Here is a 15,350-nt window from a genome sequence, read left to right on the forward strand (position 1 = left end):
TAAAATAAAGCATGTTTCTGCTCAAATTTACCCCGTAAACATAAACCCGCCAGCCAGTTTTTAAGTTATAGTTTAGTTCGTAAAGCAAGCATACGGATGGCACAGATAAAAGACTTAAGCGGATACCTGATAAAAACTGCCGAGCGCGGTCCCTTTGATATTATTGGGGACGTGCATGGTTGTTTTGATGAGCTGTTGGAACTACTGAAAAAGCTGAACTATAGCGTTTCGTATGAGAAAACGGAGCAGGCATTTAACGTAACACATCCGCTGCAGCACAAAGCTGTTTTTGTGGGAGATTTGGTCGATCGTGGTCCCAAGTCGCCGGAGGTACTGCACCTGGTAATGGATATGGTAGCGGCCGGCATAGCCTTTTGTGTAAGCGGTAACCACGACGATAAACTATACCGCAAACTGATGGGCCGGAATGTGCAGGTGCGCCATGGCCTGGAACTCACCATGGAGCAGTTAGGGCATTGCAGTGCAGCGTTTGTAAGGCGTGTCCGGGATTTTCTGGAAACGCTGCCGCACCACATATTGCTGGACGACGGACGCCTGGTAGTTGCCCACGCCGGACTGGCCGAGCATTTGCATGGCCGGCACAGCCGCACCGTGCGCGACCTGTGCCTGTATGGCCCCACCACCGGCGAAGTAGATCAGCTGGGTTTACCTGTGCGCCTGGACTGGGCTGCCAACTATACCGGCCACGCTATAGTTGTTTACGGACACACACCGGTACACGAACCTGCATGGCGCAACAATACCATCAACATCGATACCGGCTGCGTGTTTGGCGGCAGGCTCACGGCGCTTACATACCCCGATCATATCCTTACAGCAGTACCGGCGCACCAGACCTACGCAACACCGGCCAGGCCATTTGTAGAGCACAAGGCCAGTGCCTGATTATGTAACTATAGTTTGCTATGGCAGAATGCCCTGTGCCTGCCACTCTTTTGTAGGCAGTTCCAGTTCTTTGATCAGGCCATTTTCGATATCCAGCACCCAGCCATGCACGGTAGGGTATTTTACTGTTTTATAGGCGCGGTGCATTACCGAAGTGGTACAGATGTTCTTTACCTGCGCGATCACATTCAGTTCAGAGAGGCGTTGCAGCCTTTCTTTTTCGGTTGGCAGGATGTCAATCTCCTGGCGGTGCTGCATGTAAATATCGCGGATGGGGCTTACCCAGTTCTCTACTACACCGGTGGCAGTACCTTTATAGGCCGCCTCGATACCGCCACAGCAATAATGGCCGCAAACTATAATGTGACGCACATCCAGGGCTTCTACGGCATACTCCAGCACAGCCAGCAGGTTCATGTCGGTCAGCGATACCTGGTTGGCAACGTTACGGTGAATGAAAAGCTCGCCCGGCTCGGTTCGGGTAAAGCTTGTGATAGGCATGCGGCTGTCGGAGCAACCAATGTAAAGGTAAGGCGGTTTCTGGCCTTTGGACAGTTGCTCAAAATATTCCGGCGTAGTTTCCAGTTTTTCAGAAACCCATTTGCGGTTGTTATTTATAAGTTCTTGATAGTCGTGGTAGTGCATAGGTTACAACTTACGATGATTGCAGAAACTGCATTTCAGGGAACAAATATAGGTACAAACCGTTGCCGGCACAGCGCACAGCCAAAAAAATTATACGATTACTTTATTAATGTAGCGCGAATTAAGGATACTTAGCGCACCCATATACCGCAAACTGAAATGCAGCACATCGCCTACTTTATAGTTGCGTTCGTTCTCGCCCAACTCTACTACCAGCATATCAGAACTGGCACCCACTATACTCAGGTCCTCTGCCGGTAGCAGAAACTTAGGGTTTACGTCCAGCAGGCCAACATCCAGTATGGCGCGGTGCGAGGTTTTGCCGTACAAACTTTCATCGATCTCAAAACTATCGCCACTCGGGTTTTCAGCCAATACGCCGCTTGGTATCATGGGCTTCTCTGTCAGCTCAATGATCTCGGCACTCAGCTCAAACACATCGTCGTACATGCCCTCAAAGGTCTCGCCGGTAAACAGGTTTAAGCCGAAAAACAGGGCTTCTCCGATCCGGAAATGGTTAATGCCTTTAGGCAACTGGTGCGTAAACAGCAGCGGTATAGTTACAGAAGTACCCCCCGATACCCAGGGAATCTTAATGTTAAAACGGGCCTCAATAATTTGTTTATACAGGCTGAGCTGAATGAGCTTATCGCGGGTGGGCATTACCCCGTGCAGGCAGTTAAAGTTTGCACCCAGGCCGATAACCGAAATACCAGGCAGCTCAAATACCTGCTCATAAAAATCAACCAGGTCGTCGCCCATCACACCCTCGCGCAGGTCACCCATTTCAATCATGATGATGATCTTGTGGAGTTTGCCTTGCTTCACAGCTTCTTCAGAGAGGAGCCTGATAATATCGAGCTCGGTCTGGAAACTGACGTCGGCGTACTGGATGATCTCGGGGATGCTTTTTTTAGGGGCAGGCTTTATGTAAACGGTCTGCACGTCCGGGGCTATATTCTTGATCGCTTTCAGGTTGGTAACCCGGGAGTCGTGGATCTCGCGTACGCCTAAGGCCAGCACTTCCCGCAGGAACTGTTCGTGGCCGCACAACAGCTTGGTCACAATGCCCCAGTCAATGCCATGTGCTTTAAATATGGTGTCCAGGTGGTCGTAGTTGTGCTTTAATTTGTCGCGGTACAGTTTTAAAACTGCCATAGTTATCGGTGTAGTCTATACTCTAAATATTTGTTTGTGAAGCCCATTTTCTCGTACAGGTAGCGGGCAGGATTCTGTGGCTCCACATGCAGGGCTATACTGCCGGATACGGTTTCGGTTGCCAGCTGTACTAATTTTTTACCCACCCCTTTGCCGCGCTGGTTGCCATGCACAGCCACATATACCAGTATGTTTTCGGGAATGTAGCCGCTCATGCCCGTGTTGTTCAGGATCAGGGCACCTACCACTTCGCCGTTCTCACGGGCTTCAATTACAGCGCCGCCTTTGCCTTCTGCCTCCGACAGGGCATAGTCCATGCATTTGGCAATGTCTTCGCGTTTGTCGCCATATTCATCCAGGTGATGGAATAGGAAATCAAGGATCTCATCGCGGCTTATGCCCGCATGGTTGGTCGGGGTGTAAATGTTATAGTGGAGACTGGTATTATCTGCCATTTTTTTGATATCTTTTATGGAAATATAATTATGTAAATGTGTTTCAGGTAACACCGGGTTCGTGTAGAAGCTGATGAATGCGGGTGATATGTGCTGTAAACTATAGCCGGCTACCTTTTTGATGTACTATGTTGCAGCTGCAGACTTGGTAAAAGTGGAGGGAGGTGGCACTGCCTGATGACAGGTAAATAAGCTACGGTCCAGAAAGTATTCATAGTTGATTTTATTGATAAAGTATAATTTAGAAGCATGTCTGTCTGGTAGGCTATAGTTCAGTATACCAAAATTTAAGGGCAAATCATAGAAATAAACCAGTTTTGTGGCTGTATACTGCTTTAACTATTGTTTAAGGCAGATTGTTTTTATGCTACTTCAAACTATAGTTGCCGGGGTGGAATACAGCAACAACATGCAAGCCGTTTACAGATTTTATTGGCAGGGTACCATTCTGTCAAATTTTTAAACATCGGTATTCTATCTCCAGAAATAGTAACTTATCTGTTATAGAATTAGATTATGTTTATAGTTTTTACGTAAGTAGTACTACGTCACGATCTTATCATCTAAAACTACCCTTATGTTGGCTAAAGCATTCCTTCTGTTGTTGCTTTGTCTCGCTGGCTGGCTGGTAGCTATGCCCCGGGCAATATCCCAGCCTGTAGTTTCCGATACGGCCTTTTTTACAGGCAACCAGAAAAAGATCAAGATTCCTTTCAAGCTGGCGCATAACCTTATCGTTATTCCGGTAAAAGTAAATGGTTCCCGCCCACTTAACTTCATCCTCGATTCCGGTGTCAATAGCACGCTCATCACGCAACTGGACTTCAGCGATACCCTCAGCCTGAATAATTCGTCCACGATCACGGTAAAAGGACTGGGGCAGGGCTATGAGCTCGAAGCCATTGTGTCGCGGGGTAATTCGTTGCAGCTCAGTGGTATTGAAGGCGTAAACCAGGAAGTGTATGTGCTGCTGGAAGACATCTTTAATCTCTCTACCCGTATGGGGATGCCTATACACGGAATCATCGGGTACGATATTTTCAAGAATTTTATTGTGAAGATAAACTATAACACCCGGATGCTGACCCTGTACCGGCCCGATACAAAGCTGAGGGTGAATAGTAAATGCGAGCAGTACCAACTGCACATCGAAGACAGCAAAGCCTATGTATACGCCAACGTGCAACAATACAACGGTGATTCGCTGCAGGTTAAACTGGTGGTTGATACCGGGGCGAGTCATTCCCTGTCGTTGTACCTGCCTACCAACCAGAAACTGAAACTGCCCCCTAAGGTAATGGAAGCATACCTGGGGCGTGGCCTGAGCGGGGATGTGCATGGCAAGATCGGCCGGCTTGACGGAATATCGCTGGGGCGCTACCAGTTTCAGGACCTGCCAGCCTCGTACCCCGACGAAGAAGCTATAAAAGTAGCATTGAATGTTGCCAACCGGAATGGCAACCTGGGCTCCGATATACTGAAGCGCTTTACTGTTATTTTCGATTACCCGCATAACAGAATGTACCTGATGCCTAACCGCAAATACCGGACTCCTTTTACCTACAATATTTCTGGCTTTGAGCTGAGCACCCCTATGCCAGGCGTAAATGTGTATGTGGTGGCCAATGTGGCTGATAACTCCGTAGCTGCGCAGGCAGGCATTAAAGCCGGAGATCAGCTGTTATCTGTAAACGGGCAGGATTGCAAGGACATGGACCTGAACAAGGTACTGCGTCTGCTGGACAGGCAGCCCGGCCAGATGCTACGCTTAACCCTGCGCCGCAACCTGGAAGAACCCTATAAAGTAACGCTCACGCTGGCCAGCCGCATTTAAACTCAGGCAGTCTGCTGGAAATCCTGGTAGATCTGTAACAGGAGTAACAATACGGCCAGCACGATCAGGAAAATACCTGTATAGACCCTCACTTTCGGTATTGGCTGTTTTTCCTGTTGCCCGTACTCATTCAGGCGGTTGAACTGCAGGTTAGACAACAGCAGGCCGTTCCCGAAACTCAGCCACACCGCAGCAGTTAAAGCCTGTCCCGTCAGGAACAGGGAAACAAGGCCAATGGTAGAAAACAGGATACCGATGATGACCGGCAAATTCAGGTTCTTCATGTGATAGCGCAATAAGGCTGCAAGTTACGGGGAAGCGCGCAAAATAGGTAATTTGCTATGTGATGGATAAAACATGTGTTAAAAACTATAGCAACTATAACTTTTATTTGAATTTTAGCAGCACAGTTGCAAAACTGATTTTTTTGTGAAAACATTTGCACCGCTTTAGCAGTAAAACAGCGCTAAAGCTTTTTTATACAGTTTCTTAAAAATGAAAAAAAAGGTCCTTTTATCTGGCGCAGAGCCAACGATAAAACACGCTGCAAAGCGTGCGACTTTTTCTGCCCGCGTGTGCAGGGTAGTTTTCAGGTACACCTTCGCTACATTCAGGTGCAGGCCCTAGGCCGGCATACTCTCTGATCGCCTACGTGGGGATCATACTTCCAATCAAATTTTAAGGGTCAATAGCATGTAAGCTCAGCTTTTCCGAAAGGCAGCTCAAGGCTTTTGTATTCACATTGTTTTAGCGCAACAGGCTGTGCGACAGCCATCTGTATTCTATTATAATACTTTAATGACCAGTTTACCGGATTTTATAGTTACTGTGGCTAACGAAAGCCATGTAGGTTATGCGCAAACTATCTGCGACGAAATGGAAGCATCGGCCAAGGCCCGTGGTACCGGTATTGCAAAGCGCAAGCCAGAATACGTAGCCCTGAAAATGCAGGAAGGCAAAGCGGTGATCGCACTGCACCCGGACGGCAAGTGGGCCGGTTTCTGCTACATAGAGACCTGGGGACATGGCAAATACGTGGCAAACTCAGGTCTTATAGTTTCGCCGGAACTTCGTAAAAGCGGCCTTGCCCGCCAGATCAAACAGAAGGTGTTTGAACTGTCGCGCACCAAGTACCCGGATGCCAAAATTTTTGGTTTGACTACAGCATTGGCTGTTATGAAGATCAACTCCGGCCTTGGCTACAAGCCAGTTACTTACTCTGAGCTGACCGATGATGAAGCTTTCTGGAAAGGCTGCGAGAGCTGCGTGAACTTCCCAATCCTGACAAGCAAGAACCGCAGCAACTGTTTGTGTACCGCCATGCTGTTTGACCCAGCTCAGGAGCAGAACTTTATGCCCTTACCTGTAGTGGAGCAAAAGCCAGCGGCTAAAGCAACCAGCCTGCAGGAGCGTTGGGTGCGTTACCGTCAGCGCCTGGCCGTACAGCCCATTACATTACCTGAACAAGAAAAAGACAAGAATAAAAAAGCCTCTTAGGCTATCAAAATATAAACTATAGTTATGAAGAAAGTTTTGTTAGCCTTTAGCGGCGGATTAGATACATCTTATTGCGCAATTTACCTGTCGCAGGAACTGGGGCTGGAAGTGTATGCAGCCTTAGTAGATACTGGTGGTTTTTCTGCTGAAGAAATTCAGGAAATTGAGCGCCGTGCTTATGCATTGGGTGTGAAGCAATTCACGCATCTCGATGAGAAAGAGAGCTACTACAAGAGCTGCATCAAGTATATGATTTTTGGCAATGTGCTGAAGAACAATACATATCCGCTGAGCGTTAGTGCGGAGCGTGTAACGCAGGCACTGAGCATTGCTAACTTTGCCAAAAACATCGGGGCAGATTATGTAGCCCACGGCAGCACCGGCGCTGGTAACGACCAGGTTCGTTTTGATATGGTTTTCCAGGCGATCATTCCGGATGTAGAGATCATCACGCCAATTCGTGACATGAAACTATCGCGCGAAGAAGAGATCGAATATCTGCGAAAGCATGGTGTGGAGATGGATTTTACGAAAGCGCAATATTCCATTAACAAAGGAATTTGGGGAACATCGGTTGGCGGCAAGGAAACCCTTACATCGCATCTGCCATTGCCTGAGTCGGCTTACCCGACACAGCTTAGCAAACACGAAGCCGAGCGCGTAACTATAGTTTTCAAAAACGGAGAACCGGTTGGGCTGAATGATGAAGTGTTTGAAACACCGATACAGGTAATTCAGCGCCTGCAGGAAATGGCTGGTCCGTTTGCGATTGGCCGCGACATCCACGTGGGTGATACTATTATCGGCATTAAAGGCCGTGTAGGTTTTGAAGCTGCAGCACCAATGGTGATCATCAAAGCACACCACACCCTGGAGAAGCACGCGCTAACCAAATGGCAACTATACTGGAAAGACCAATTGGCAACCTGGTATGGTAACTGGCTGCACGAAGGGCAGCTGCTAGACCCAACTATGCGCGACATTGAGGCTTTCCTGGAGAGCACGCAACAAACCGTAACCGGTAAAGTGCATGTGCTGCTAGCCCCATACCGTTTCCAGGTGGAAGGCATTGAGAGCGAGCACGACCTGATGAGCGACAAATTTGGTAGCTACGGCGAAATGAACCGCGCCTGGACCGCTGACGATGTGAAAGGCTTCACGAAGATTTTCGGTAACCAGACCAAACTATACCACAACGTAAATAACACCACTACAGCATGGGCAACGGAAAAGTAAAGGCTGGTATTATTGGCGGTGCCGGCTATACCGGTGGCGAGTTGCTACGCCTGTTGCTGAATCACCCGAATGTGGAACTGGTTTTTACGAACAGCAAAAGCCAGGCTGGTAAACCCGTTCATACAGCTCATGCCGACTTGTTAGGTGAAACCGAATTATCCTTTAGCGACTCATACGAGCAGGAAGTGGATGTGCTGTTTTTATGTGTAGGACATGGCGAAGCAAAGAAATTTTTAGCTGAGAACACATTTGCAGAAAGCATAAAGATCATCGATCTGAGCCAGGATTTCCGTTGGAACGGCGAAGCTGGGAATGCGCAAACTATAGATGCAACTGGCAGAGCCTTTACCTATGGTTTACCTGAATTGCTACGCGAATCAATAAAGCAGGCACAGCACATTGCAAACCCAGGATGTTTCGCTACAGCCATTCAACTGGCGTTGCTACCATTGGCTGCAAAAGGATTGATTTCGGATGAAGTGCATGTGAGTGGCATTACAGGTAGCACCGGAGCAGGACAGAGCCTGAGCCCTACATCGCACTATAGCTGGCGAAGCGGCAATATCTCAAACTATAAAGTGCTAAACCACCAACACCTGAACGAGATCCGCCGTACGCTGCACGAACTACAGCCAGAACAAGCACTGCCTGCTATCCATTTTGTGCCGTACCGCGGGCCGTTTACGCGTGGTATACTTTGCACAAGTTATTTGCCAAGCAGCTTAACTATAGCCGAAGCCCGCGAACTATACAGCAGCTATTACAGTACACATCCATTTGTTTGGATCAGCGACGTTACGCCGGACCTGAAACAGGTAGTGAATACAAACAAGTGTATTCTGTACTTAGAAAAGCAGGGCGAAATGCTCGTACTCACCAGCATGATCGATAACCTGCTGAAAGGCGCATCAGGCCAGGCGGTGCAGAATATGAACCTGCTTTTCGGGTTGGAAGAAACAGCAGGATTGAAACTGAAACCAACAGGGTTTTAACCCACCCCAGCCCTCCCCTAAAAACAGGGGAGGGAGCTTAAATAATCCTCGCTAGTTTTTAGAGAGCGAGAGCAAAATGAAATAAAAAGATTTCTCCTAAAAATTCCCCCTCCTGTTTTTAGGAGGGGGTTAGGGGGAGGTAACAATATAACCATCAACAATTAAAGCTATGTACGTTGAGTACTTCCTTTACTGTCTTACTTCCTACATCTAATTCAACGAATAAACCATGAATCTCTTCGATGTTTATCCTGTCTTTGATATAAATCCCGTACGCGGCCAGGGCTGCTACATCTGGGACGACAAAGGTACCCGCTACCTGGACCTGTATGGCGGCCACGCTGTAATATCAATTGGCCATAGCCACCCGCATTATGTAAAGCGCATTGCCCGCCAACTATACGATATCGGTTTTTACTCTAACTCGGTGCAGATGCCGATGCAGGAAGAACTTGCTGCGAAACTCGGAGAGCTCAGCGGATACCCAGACTATAGTTTGTTCCTGTGCAACTCCGGCGCCGAAGCCAACGAAAATGCTATCAAACTGGCTTCTTTTCAAACAGGCCGTAAGAAGATTATCGCGTTTAAAGGCGCTTTCCATGGCCGTACATCGGCTGCCGTAGCTGCTACTGATAATCCATCCATCATTGCACCGGTTAACGAGACAGATAACGTAGTTTTCCTACCCCTGAACAATCTGGATGCTTTTGCGCAAGCCCTTAATGAACATGGTTCTGAGCTGGCAGCTGTAATTGTGGAAGGTATACAGGGTGTAGGCGGCGTTCATATTCCGGAGCCAACTTTCCTGAAGGCTGTAGAAGCTGGCTGCAAAAAAGCTGGGGCTCTGCTGATCCTGGATGAAGTGCAGTCGGGTTACGGACGTTCGGGTAAATTCTTTGCGCACCAGCATGCCGGTGTTAAGCCAGACCTGATCACGGTTGCAAAAGGAATGGGCAATGGTTTCCCGATAGGTGGGGTGTTGATCAGCCCGAACATTGAAGCGAAACATGGGATGCTGGGTACTACGTTTGGAGGAAACTACCTGGCCTGCGCTGCAGGTATTGCTGTACTTGAAGTGATGGAGCAGGAGCAGTTGCTGGACAATGCCACCCGCATGGGCCAGCGCCTGATGCAGGAACTACAGGCGTTGCCGGGCGTGCGCGAAGTACGTGGACAAGGCCTGATGATAGGAGTAGAGCTGGAAGAATCCTGCGCGCCGATACGAAAAGAGCTGTTGGAGAAACATCGCATTTTCACAGGTTCATCATCCGACAAAAACACGCTGCGCTTATTGCCGCCACTAACTATAAGCGCCCGTGAAGTGGAAGCCTTTGTGTCGGCTTTTGAAGCAATTGTTTATACCCTACAGGAAAACTAAAAATGAAGAAATATACTTCTGTGCACGATGTGGCCGATGTGAATGAACTGGTTAAAGAAGCGCTGCATCTGAAAGAAAATCCATACAACTATAAATCGCTTGGTCAAAATAAAACCCTTGGCCTGATTTTCCTGAACCCAAGCCTGCGCACGCGCCTGAGCACCCAGAAAGCCGGGCAAAACCTGGGCATGAACGTGATGGTGATGAACCTGGACAAAGAAGGCTGGGCATTGGAAACGCAGGATGGCGCCATCATGAACGGCACAACGGTAGAGCACATAAAAGAAGCTGCAGCCGTGATGGGCGAGTATTGCGACATCATCGGTATCCGTTCGTTCCCGAAACTGCAGGACCGCGACGAAGACTATAGCGAAGACCTATTGAACAAGTTTATCAGCTATGCCAAGGTTCCGGTTGTAAGTCTGGAATCTGCCACACGACACCCGCTGCAAAGTTTGGCCGATCTGGTTACTATAACCGAGCAAAAACCAGCTGGTAAAAAGCCGAAAGTAGTGCTTACCTGGGCGCCGCATGTTAAGTCTATCCCGCAGTGTGTAGCCAACTCTTTTGCCGAATGGATGCAGCAGGCCGATGTGGAACTGGTGATCACCAACCCTGAAGGGTACGACCTGGCTGATGAATTTACAAAAGGCGCTACCGTACTGCACAACCAGGACGAAGCTTTGAAGGGTGCGGACTTTGTGTATGTAAAGAACTGGTCGAGCTACGAGCAATATGGTAAAGTGCTGAATGACGGAGAAGGTTGGATGCTGACCAATGAGAAACTGGCGCTGACCAACAATGCCAAAGTTATGCACTGTCTTCCGGTTCGCCGCAATGTAGAACTGAGCGATGAGATCCTGGACGGACCAAACTCACTGGTTCTGGAGCAGGCTAACAACCGCACCTACGCTGCGCAGGCTGTTCTGAAGCGCATGTTGGAAGCGCTTTAATTTGACAAAGGACTATCTGACAGAGGACAAAAGACTTTTTTCATCATTCTCAAAAGTCCTTTGTCTTTTGTCACACAGTCAAGAAACTCGATAAAACAATGCTGACTATAGTTAAGATCGGTGGTAATGTAATTGATAATCCCCGGTTGCTGCACCGCTTTCTGGTTGATTGGGCTGCAGTAACTGGTCCGAAGTTGTTGGTACATGGCGGCGGCAAAATAGCGTCGGCCATTGGCCAGCGGCTGGGCATCGAACCTAAACTGGTAGACGGTCGCCGTATTACAGATGACGAAACACTGGAAGTTGTAACGATGGTGTACGGTGGGTTAGTGAACAAGAATATTGTAGCGCAACTACAGGCTTTAGGCAACAACGCCATCGGTCTGACAGGTGCAGATGCCAACATCATTAAAGCAGAGAAACGTCCGGTTAAAACAATTGATTACGGTTTTGTAGGTGATGTTGCGGGTCCTGAAAGTGTAAACGTGCAGGCGCTGGATGCCATGTTGCAGGCCGGTTTTACACCTATAGTTGCTCCACTTACGCACGACGGAAACGGCTCGCTGCTTAACACAAATGCAGATACGGTAGCTTCGGTTCTGGCGGTGGCTATGGCTCAGAAATACAAGGTGCAACTGCTGTATTGTTTCGAAAAGAAAGGAGTGCTGGAAGATGCCGCAGACGATGATTCTGTAGTTGAGTTGCTGACACCCGAAAGCTATAGTTTAATGAAGGAAAAGGGACAGGTGTTTGCCGGTATGATACCGAAGTTGGATAACTCATTTGCGACGTTGCAAGGTGGGGTGAGTGTAGTTAAGATCGGTCAGTCGGAGGATGTGCTGGCGATGGCAGAAGGGAAACCGGCCGGTACAACTATAGCGCTGAAAGCATAATATGACAATAGAACAACTATACAACGAAGCACTTAAGCTGCTACAGCAACTGATCAGCATTCCATCCTTTAGCCGAGAAGAAGATAAGACCGCTGCTGCCATCTATAGTTTCCTGGAGCGCCACGGTATAAAAGCTGAGCGACAGAGAAATAATGTGTGGGCCTATAACCAGCACTTTAACCCGGATCTGCCAACTATACTGTTAAACTCGCACCACGATACGGTAAAACCCAACGCCGGCTATACGATAGATCCTTTCACGCCAACATTAAAAGACGGCAAACTATACGGGCTGGGCAGCAACGATGCTGGTGGTTGCCTGGTATCGCTGATCGCTGCGTTCCTGTATTTCTATCCGAAGCAGAACCTTAACTATAACTTCGTGCTTGCTGCTACCGCCGAAGAAGAAATTTCGGGAACAAACGGACTGGAATCCATACTTCCTTTGCTGGGTGAAATAGATTTTGCTATAGTTGGTGAGCCTACCCAAATGCACCTGGCTGTAGCCGAAAAAGGTCTGCTGGTACTGGATTGTATAGCGCATGGCAAAGCCGGTCACGCTGCCCGCGAAGAAGGTATAAATGCCATTTACGAAGCACTGCCCGACATCGAGTGGTTCCGCAACTATAAATTTGAGAAAGTATCGGAAACGCTTGGCCCGATAAAGATGAGCGTTACAGTAGTGCAGGCAGGTTCGCAACATAATGTGGTGCCGGATATCTGTAAGTTTACCGTAGATATTCGCGTGACCGATGCCTATAGTCTGGAAGAAGTGCTCGAGACAGTGAAGCAGCATGTAAAAGCAACTGTTACGCCACGCTCAGTTCGTCTGCAGCCATCCGGTATTCCCTTAGATCATCCTATAGTTCAGGCAGGAATAAGTTTGGGGCGCAGCACCTACGGGTCACCTACAACATCCGATCAGGCATTGCTCCGCGTACCATCCGTAAAACTCGGCCCCGGAGATTCCGCCCGTTCACACACCGCCGACGAATACATCGAACTACAGGAACTGGAAGAAGGCATTGCGCTTTATATCAAAATGCTTTCTTTAATTATAAATTAGAAATTAAAAATTAGAAATGGGCGGGTTCGTTTGAATACACCATTTCCAAATTTTCAAATCTCCAAATCTTCAAATTTAGAACATGAAACTCTGGCAGAAAGACATACAGGTACAGGCAGAAATAGAACGCTTTACGGTGGGTAACGACCGCGAAATGGACCTGGAGCTGGCACCGTTCGATATACTTGGCTCGCTGGCGCACACGCGTATGCTGGCGCAGGTTGGTCTGCTGGAACAGGATGATCTGGAAGCTGTACAACGCGAGCTAAAGCAACTACACAAAGAAGTAGCGCAGGGTAATTTTACGATTGAAGATGGCGTGGAAGATGTGCACTCACAGGTTGAATTGCTGCTTACCAAACGCATCGGAGAAGCCGGCAAAAAGATACACAGCGGTCGCTCACGCAACGACCAGGTGTTGGTAGACCTGAAACTATACATGCGCCACCAACTGCGCCAGGTAGTCGAAGCTACTGAGACCTTATTTCATACGCTGCAGCAGTTAAGCGAGCAGCATAAAAATAAGTTGCTTCCGGGCTACACACATCTGCAGGTAGCTATGCCTTCGTCGTTTGGTTTGTGGTTTGGTGCTTATGCCGAGAGTTTAATTGATGACCTGTTAGTTGTGCAAGCTGCTTACAGAATCAGTAACAAAAACCCATTGGGCTCTGCAGCTGGTTATGGTTCTTCGTTCCCGCTGAATCGTCAGTTGACTACCGATCTTTTGGGTTTCGAAGGTCTGAACTATAACGTGGTGTATGCGCAGATGGGGCGTGGTAAAACCGAGCGTGTGGTAGCAACGGCATTGGCAACTATAGCTGCAACCATTGGCCGCATGGCGATGGACCTGTGCCTGTACATGAGCCAGAATTTTGCTTTTGTAAGATTACCGGACGAGCTGACTACGGGTTCCAGCATTATGCCGCACAAAAAGAACCCGGATGTGTTCGAGCTGATTCGTGGTAAATGCAACAAACTACAAGGGCTGCCGAATGAAATAGCACTGCAAACCACAAACCTGCCATCCGGCTATCACCGCGACATGCAGTTGCTGAAAGAGAGCCTTTTCCCGGCTTTCGGTACATTGCTGGACTGCCTTCAGATGGCCAACTATATGCTGCCACAGCTTATTGTAAAAGACAATATCATGCAGGACGAGAAATACAAATATGCGTTCAGCGTAGAAGTGGTGAATAACGAAGTGCTGCAAGGAGTGCCATTTCGGGATGCCTATAAAAACATTGGCGCAACTATAGCTGCTGGTACTTTCGAAGCGCCAACACAGGTAAATCATACCCACGAAGGTAGCATCGGTAATCTCTGCACTAAGCAAATTGCCACGCAGATGCAACAGGTGCTACAAGGCTTTGATTTTGGAAAAGTAGATGCTGCTATTGACCAGTTGCTGGCGTGATATAGCGGCTTAACTTAAACGCTAAAGGCAGGCCTTGGTTTCCTTTTCCTGCCATCTTTTATACAGAGACACCCAATTGGTGTCTCTTTTTGTTTCTGCACCTTCCAACTATAATCTATAATCCCCGGAATTTACTAAAACTTATGCCAGCTGTCGCGTATAAGGTTCACACTGTTTTCAGTACAAAAAGGCACAGCATCGTGATTCCGATAAAGATACATACCCAACCCGACGATTCTACCTGCGGCCCTACCAGTCTGCACGCAGTTTACCGCTATTTTAATGATTCGATCCCGCTGAGCGAGGTCATTAAAGAAGTGCCGTACCTCGACGAAGGCGGTACCCTGGAAGTGTTACTGGCCTGCCATGCTTTAAAACGAGGCTATTCTGCTACCATTTTTACCTACAACCTGCATGTGTTCGATCCTACCTGGTTCCGCCTCAGCAACGAAGAAGTGATCAGGAAACTGGAAGAACAACTGGAAGTAAAAAAAGGTAAAAAACTGGAGCGTGCATCCCGTGCATACATCGAGTTTCTGAAGCTGGGTGGCAAGCTGCGCTGCGAGGACCTGACCGTTGACCTGATGCGTAGCTATTTCGATGAAGGAATCCCGATGCTGACCGGCTTAAGTGCTACGTATCTGTACCGCAGTGCCCGCGAATTTGCTGATGAAGCAGGTAACTCGGTGTATGATGATGTTCAGGGCTATCCGATGGGCCATTTTGTAGTGCTGTGCGGCTTTACCGATGACCTGCGCTATGTGGTGGTAGCCGATCCCTACCAGGAAAACCCCTATTTTAAAAACAACTATTACGAAGTGGGCCTCTCGCACCTGCTCAGCTCTATTATGTTGGGTATGTCCACGTTCGATGCAAACCTGCTGGCCATAGAGCCCAAAAAACCCTTAACAGATTAACCCAAA

The 15,350-nt window shown here is 48.3% G+C and carries 15 protein-coding genes; 11 read left to right on the plus strand and 4 right to left on the minus strand.

The window, feature by feature from the left end:
• Positions 1-96 precede the first annotated feature (96 nt).
• On the plus strand, positions 97-906 hold the full coding sequence (locus H7F15_RS03995; RefSeq protein ID WP_185195666.1) for a metallophosphoesterase: 810 nt from the start codon (positions 97-99) through the stop codon (positions 904-906).
• Between the two features lie 18 nt (positions 907-924).
• Here the strand turns inward: H7F15_RS03995 and H7F15_RS04000 are convergent, their stop codons facing one another.
• From H7F15_RS04000 to H7F15_RS04010, 3 genes are all read right to left on the minus strand, one after another.
• On the minus strand, positions 925-1,551 hold the full coding sequence (locus tag H7F15_RS04000) for a carbonic anhydrase (RefSeq protein ID WP_185195667.1): 627 nt from the start codon (positions 1,549-1,551) through the stop codon (positions 925-927).
• Positions 1,552-1,641: 90 nt separating this feature from the next.
• Complete coding sequence (locus tag H7F15_RS04005) at positions 1,642-2,709, minus strand: alanine racemase (protein WP_185195668.1); 1,068 nt, start codon at positions 2,707-2,709, stop codon at positions 1,642-1,644.
• 2 nt (positions 2,710-2,711) lie between these two features.
• The gene (locus tag H7F15_RS04010) at positions 2,712-3,164 is read right to left on the minus strand and encodes a GNAT family N-acetyltransferase (RefSeq protein WP_185195669.1); all 453 of its coding nucleotides are present in this window, start codon (positions 3,162-3,164) and stop codon (positions 2,712-2,714) included.
• 634 nt (positions 3,165-3,798) lie between these two features.
• On the opposite strand from H7F15_RS04010, the gene H7F15_RS04015 reads away from it, so the two are divergent.
• On the plus strand, positions 3,799-4,998 hold the full coding sequence (locus tag H7F15_RS04015) for an aspartyl protease family protein (protein WP_255481074.1): 1,200 nt from the start codon (positions 3,799-3,801) through the stop codon (positions 4,996-4,998).
• A 2-nt stretch (positions 4,999-5,000) separates the two neighbouring features.
• On the opposite strand, the gene H7F15_RS04020 is transcribed toward H7F15_RS04015, so the two are convergent.
• Positions 5,001-5,282, minus strand: coding sequence for a hypothetical protein (locus tag H7F15_RS04020; protein ID WP_185195671.1), 282 nt, complete (start codon positions 5,280-5,282; stop codon positions 5,001-5,003).
• 514 nt (positions 5,283-5,796) lie between these two features.
• On the opposite strand from H7F15_RS04020, the gene H7F15_RS04025 reads away from it, so the two are divergent.
• The 9 genes from H7F15_RS04025 (at position 5,797) to H7F15_RS04065 (ending at position 15,344) form a co-directional block, all read left to right on the plus strand.
• Positions 5,797-6,495: a GNAT family N-acetyltransferase gene (locus H7F15_RS04025; RefSeq protein ID WP_185195672.1), complete on the plus strand. Its 699-nt coding sequence runs from the start codon at positions 5,797-5,799 to the stop codon at positions 6,493-6,495.
• A gap of 24 nt (positions 6,496-6,519) precedes the next feature.
• The gene (argG, locus tag H7F15_RS04030) at positions 6,520-7,731 is read left to right on the plus strand and encodes an argininosuccinate synthase (RefSeq protein ID WP_185195673.1); all 1,212 of its coding nucleotides are present in this window, start codon (positions 6,520-6,522) and stop codon (positions 7,729-7,731) included.
• Positions 7,713-8,723, plus strand: a complete 1,011-nt coding sequence (gene argC, locus H7F15_RS04035) for an N-acetyl-gamma-glutamyl-phosphate reductase (RefSeq protein WP_185195674.1) — start codon at positions 7,713-7,715, stop codon at positions 8,721-8,723. The genes argG and argC overlap by 19 nt, the downstream gene beginning before the upstream one ends.
• Before the next feature lie 229 nt (positions 8,724-8,952).
• Entirely contained in the window at positions 8,953-10,101 is a 1,149-nt protein-coding gene (locus H7F15_RS04040) for an aspartate aminotransferase family protein (protein ID WP_185195675.1), read from the plus strand.
• A gap of 2 nt (positions 10,102-10,103) precedes the next feature.
• Positions 10,104-11,054 (plus strand): acetylornithine carbamoyltransferase, encoded by a 951-nt coding sequence (locus H7F15_RS04045; protein WP_185195676.1) that lies wholly within the window; start codon positions 10,104-10,106, stop codon positions 11,052-11,054.
• Between the two features lie 98 nt (positions 11,055-11,152).
• Positions 11,153-11,947 (plus strand): acetylglutamate kinase, encoded by a 795-nt coding sequence (gene argB, locus H7F15_RS04050; protein WP_185195677.1) that lies wholly within the window; start codon positions 11,153-11,155, stop codon positions 11,945-11,947.
• 1 nt (position 11,948) lies between these two features.
• Positions 11,949-13,013: a M20 family metallo-hydrolase gene (locus H7F15_RS04055; RefSeq protein ID WP_185195678.1), complete on the plus strand. Its 1,065-nt coding sequence runs from the start codon at positions 11,949-11,951 to the stop codon at positions 13,011-13,013.
• 82 nt (positions 13,014-13,095) lie between these two features.
• Positions 13,096-14,427 carry an argininosuccinate lyase gene (argH, locus tag H7F15_RS04060; RefSeq protein WP_185195679.1) on the plus strand — a complete coding sequence of 444 codons (1,332 nt, stop codon included), beginning with the start codon at positions 13,096-13,098 and terminating at the stop codon, positions 14,425-14,427.
• A gap of 143 nt (positions 14,428-14,570) precedes the next feature.
• On the plus strand, positions 14,571-15,344 hold the full coding sequence (locus H7F15_RS04065; protein WP_221626985.1) for a C39 family peptidase: 774 nt from the start codon (positions 14,571-14,573) through the stop codon (positions 15,342-15,344).
• Positions 15,345-15,350: the final 6 nt, after the last annotated feature.

Source organism: Pontibacter sp. Tf4 (genome assembly GCF_014212495.1).
GTDB lineage: Bacteria > Bacteroidota > Bacteroidia > Cytophagales > Hymenobacteraceae > Pontibacter.

What these genes read in the sequence shown, in the direction of transcription:
- H7F15_RS03995 (WP_185195666.1), top strand. Translation starts at nt 97, where the DNA reads ATGGCACAGATAAAAGACTTAAGCGGATACCTGATAAAAACTGCCGAG.
- H7F15_RS04000 (WP_185195667.1), bottom strand. Translation starts at nt 1,551, where the DNA reads ATGCACTACCACGACTATCAAGAACTTATAAATAACAACCGCAAATGG.
- H7F15_RS04005 (WP_185195668.1), bottom strand. Translation starts at nt 2,709, where the DNA reads ATGGCAGTTTTAAAACTGTACCGCGACAAATTAAAGCACAACTACGAC.
- H7F15_RS04010 (WP_185195669.1), bottom strand. Translation starts at nt 3,164, where the DNA reads ATGGCAGATAATACCAGTCTCCACTATAACATTTACACCCCGACCAAC.
- H7F15_RS04015 (WP_255481074.1), top strand. Translation starts at nt 3,799, where the DNA reads ATGCCCCGGGCAATATCCCAGCCTGTAGTTTCCGATACGGCCTTTTTT.
- H7F15_RS04020 (WP_185195671.1), bottom strand. Translation starts at nt 5,282, where the DNA reads ATGAAGAACCTGAATTTGCCGGTCATCATCGGTATCCTGTTTTCTACC.
- H7F15_RS04025 (WP_185195672.1), top strand. Translation starts at nt 5,797, where the DNA reads ATGACCAGTTTACCGGATTTTATAGTTACTGTGGCTAACGAAAGCCAT.
- argG (WP_185195673.1), top strand. Translation starts at nt 6,520, where the DNA reads ATGAAGAAAGTTTTGTTAGCCTTTAGCGGCGGATTAGATACATCTTAT.
- argC (WP_185195674.1), top strand. Translation starts at nt 7,713, where the DNA reads ATGGGCAACGGAAAAGTAAAGGCTGGTATTATTGGCGGTGCCGGCTAT.
- H7F15_RS04040 (WP_185195675.1), top strand. Translation starts at nt 8,953, where the DNA reads ATGAATCTCTTCGATGTTTATCCTGTCTTTGATATAAATCCCGTACGC.
- H7F15_RS04045 (WP_185195676.1), top strand. Translation starts at nt 10,104, where the DNA reads ATGAAGAAATATACTTCTGTGCACGATGTGGCCGATGTGAATGAACTG.
- argB (WP_185195677.1), top strand. Translation starts at nt 11,153, where the DNA reads ATGCTGACTATAGTTAAGATCGGTGGTAATGTAATTGATAATCCCCGG.
- H7F15_RS04055 (WP_185195678.1), top strand. Translation starts at nt 11,949, where the DNA reads ATGACAATAGAACAACTATACAACGAAGCACTTAAGCTGCTACAGCAA.
- argH (WP_185195679.1), top strand. Translation starts at nt 13,096, where the DNA reads ATGAAACTCTGGCAGAAAGACATACAGGTACAGGCAGAAATAGAACGC.
- H7F15_RS04065 (WP_221626985.1), top strand. Translation starts at nt 14,571, where the DNA reads ATGCCAGCTGTCGCGTATAAGGTTCACACTGTTTTCAGTACAAAAAGG.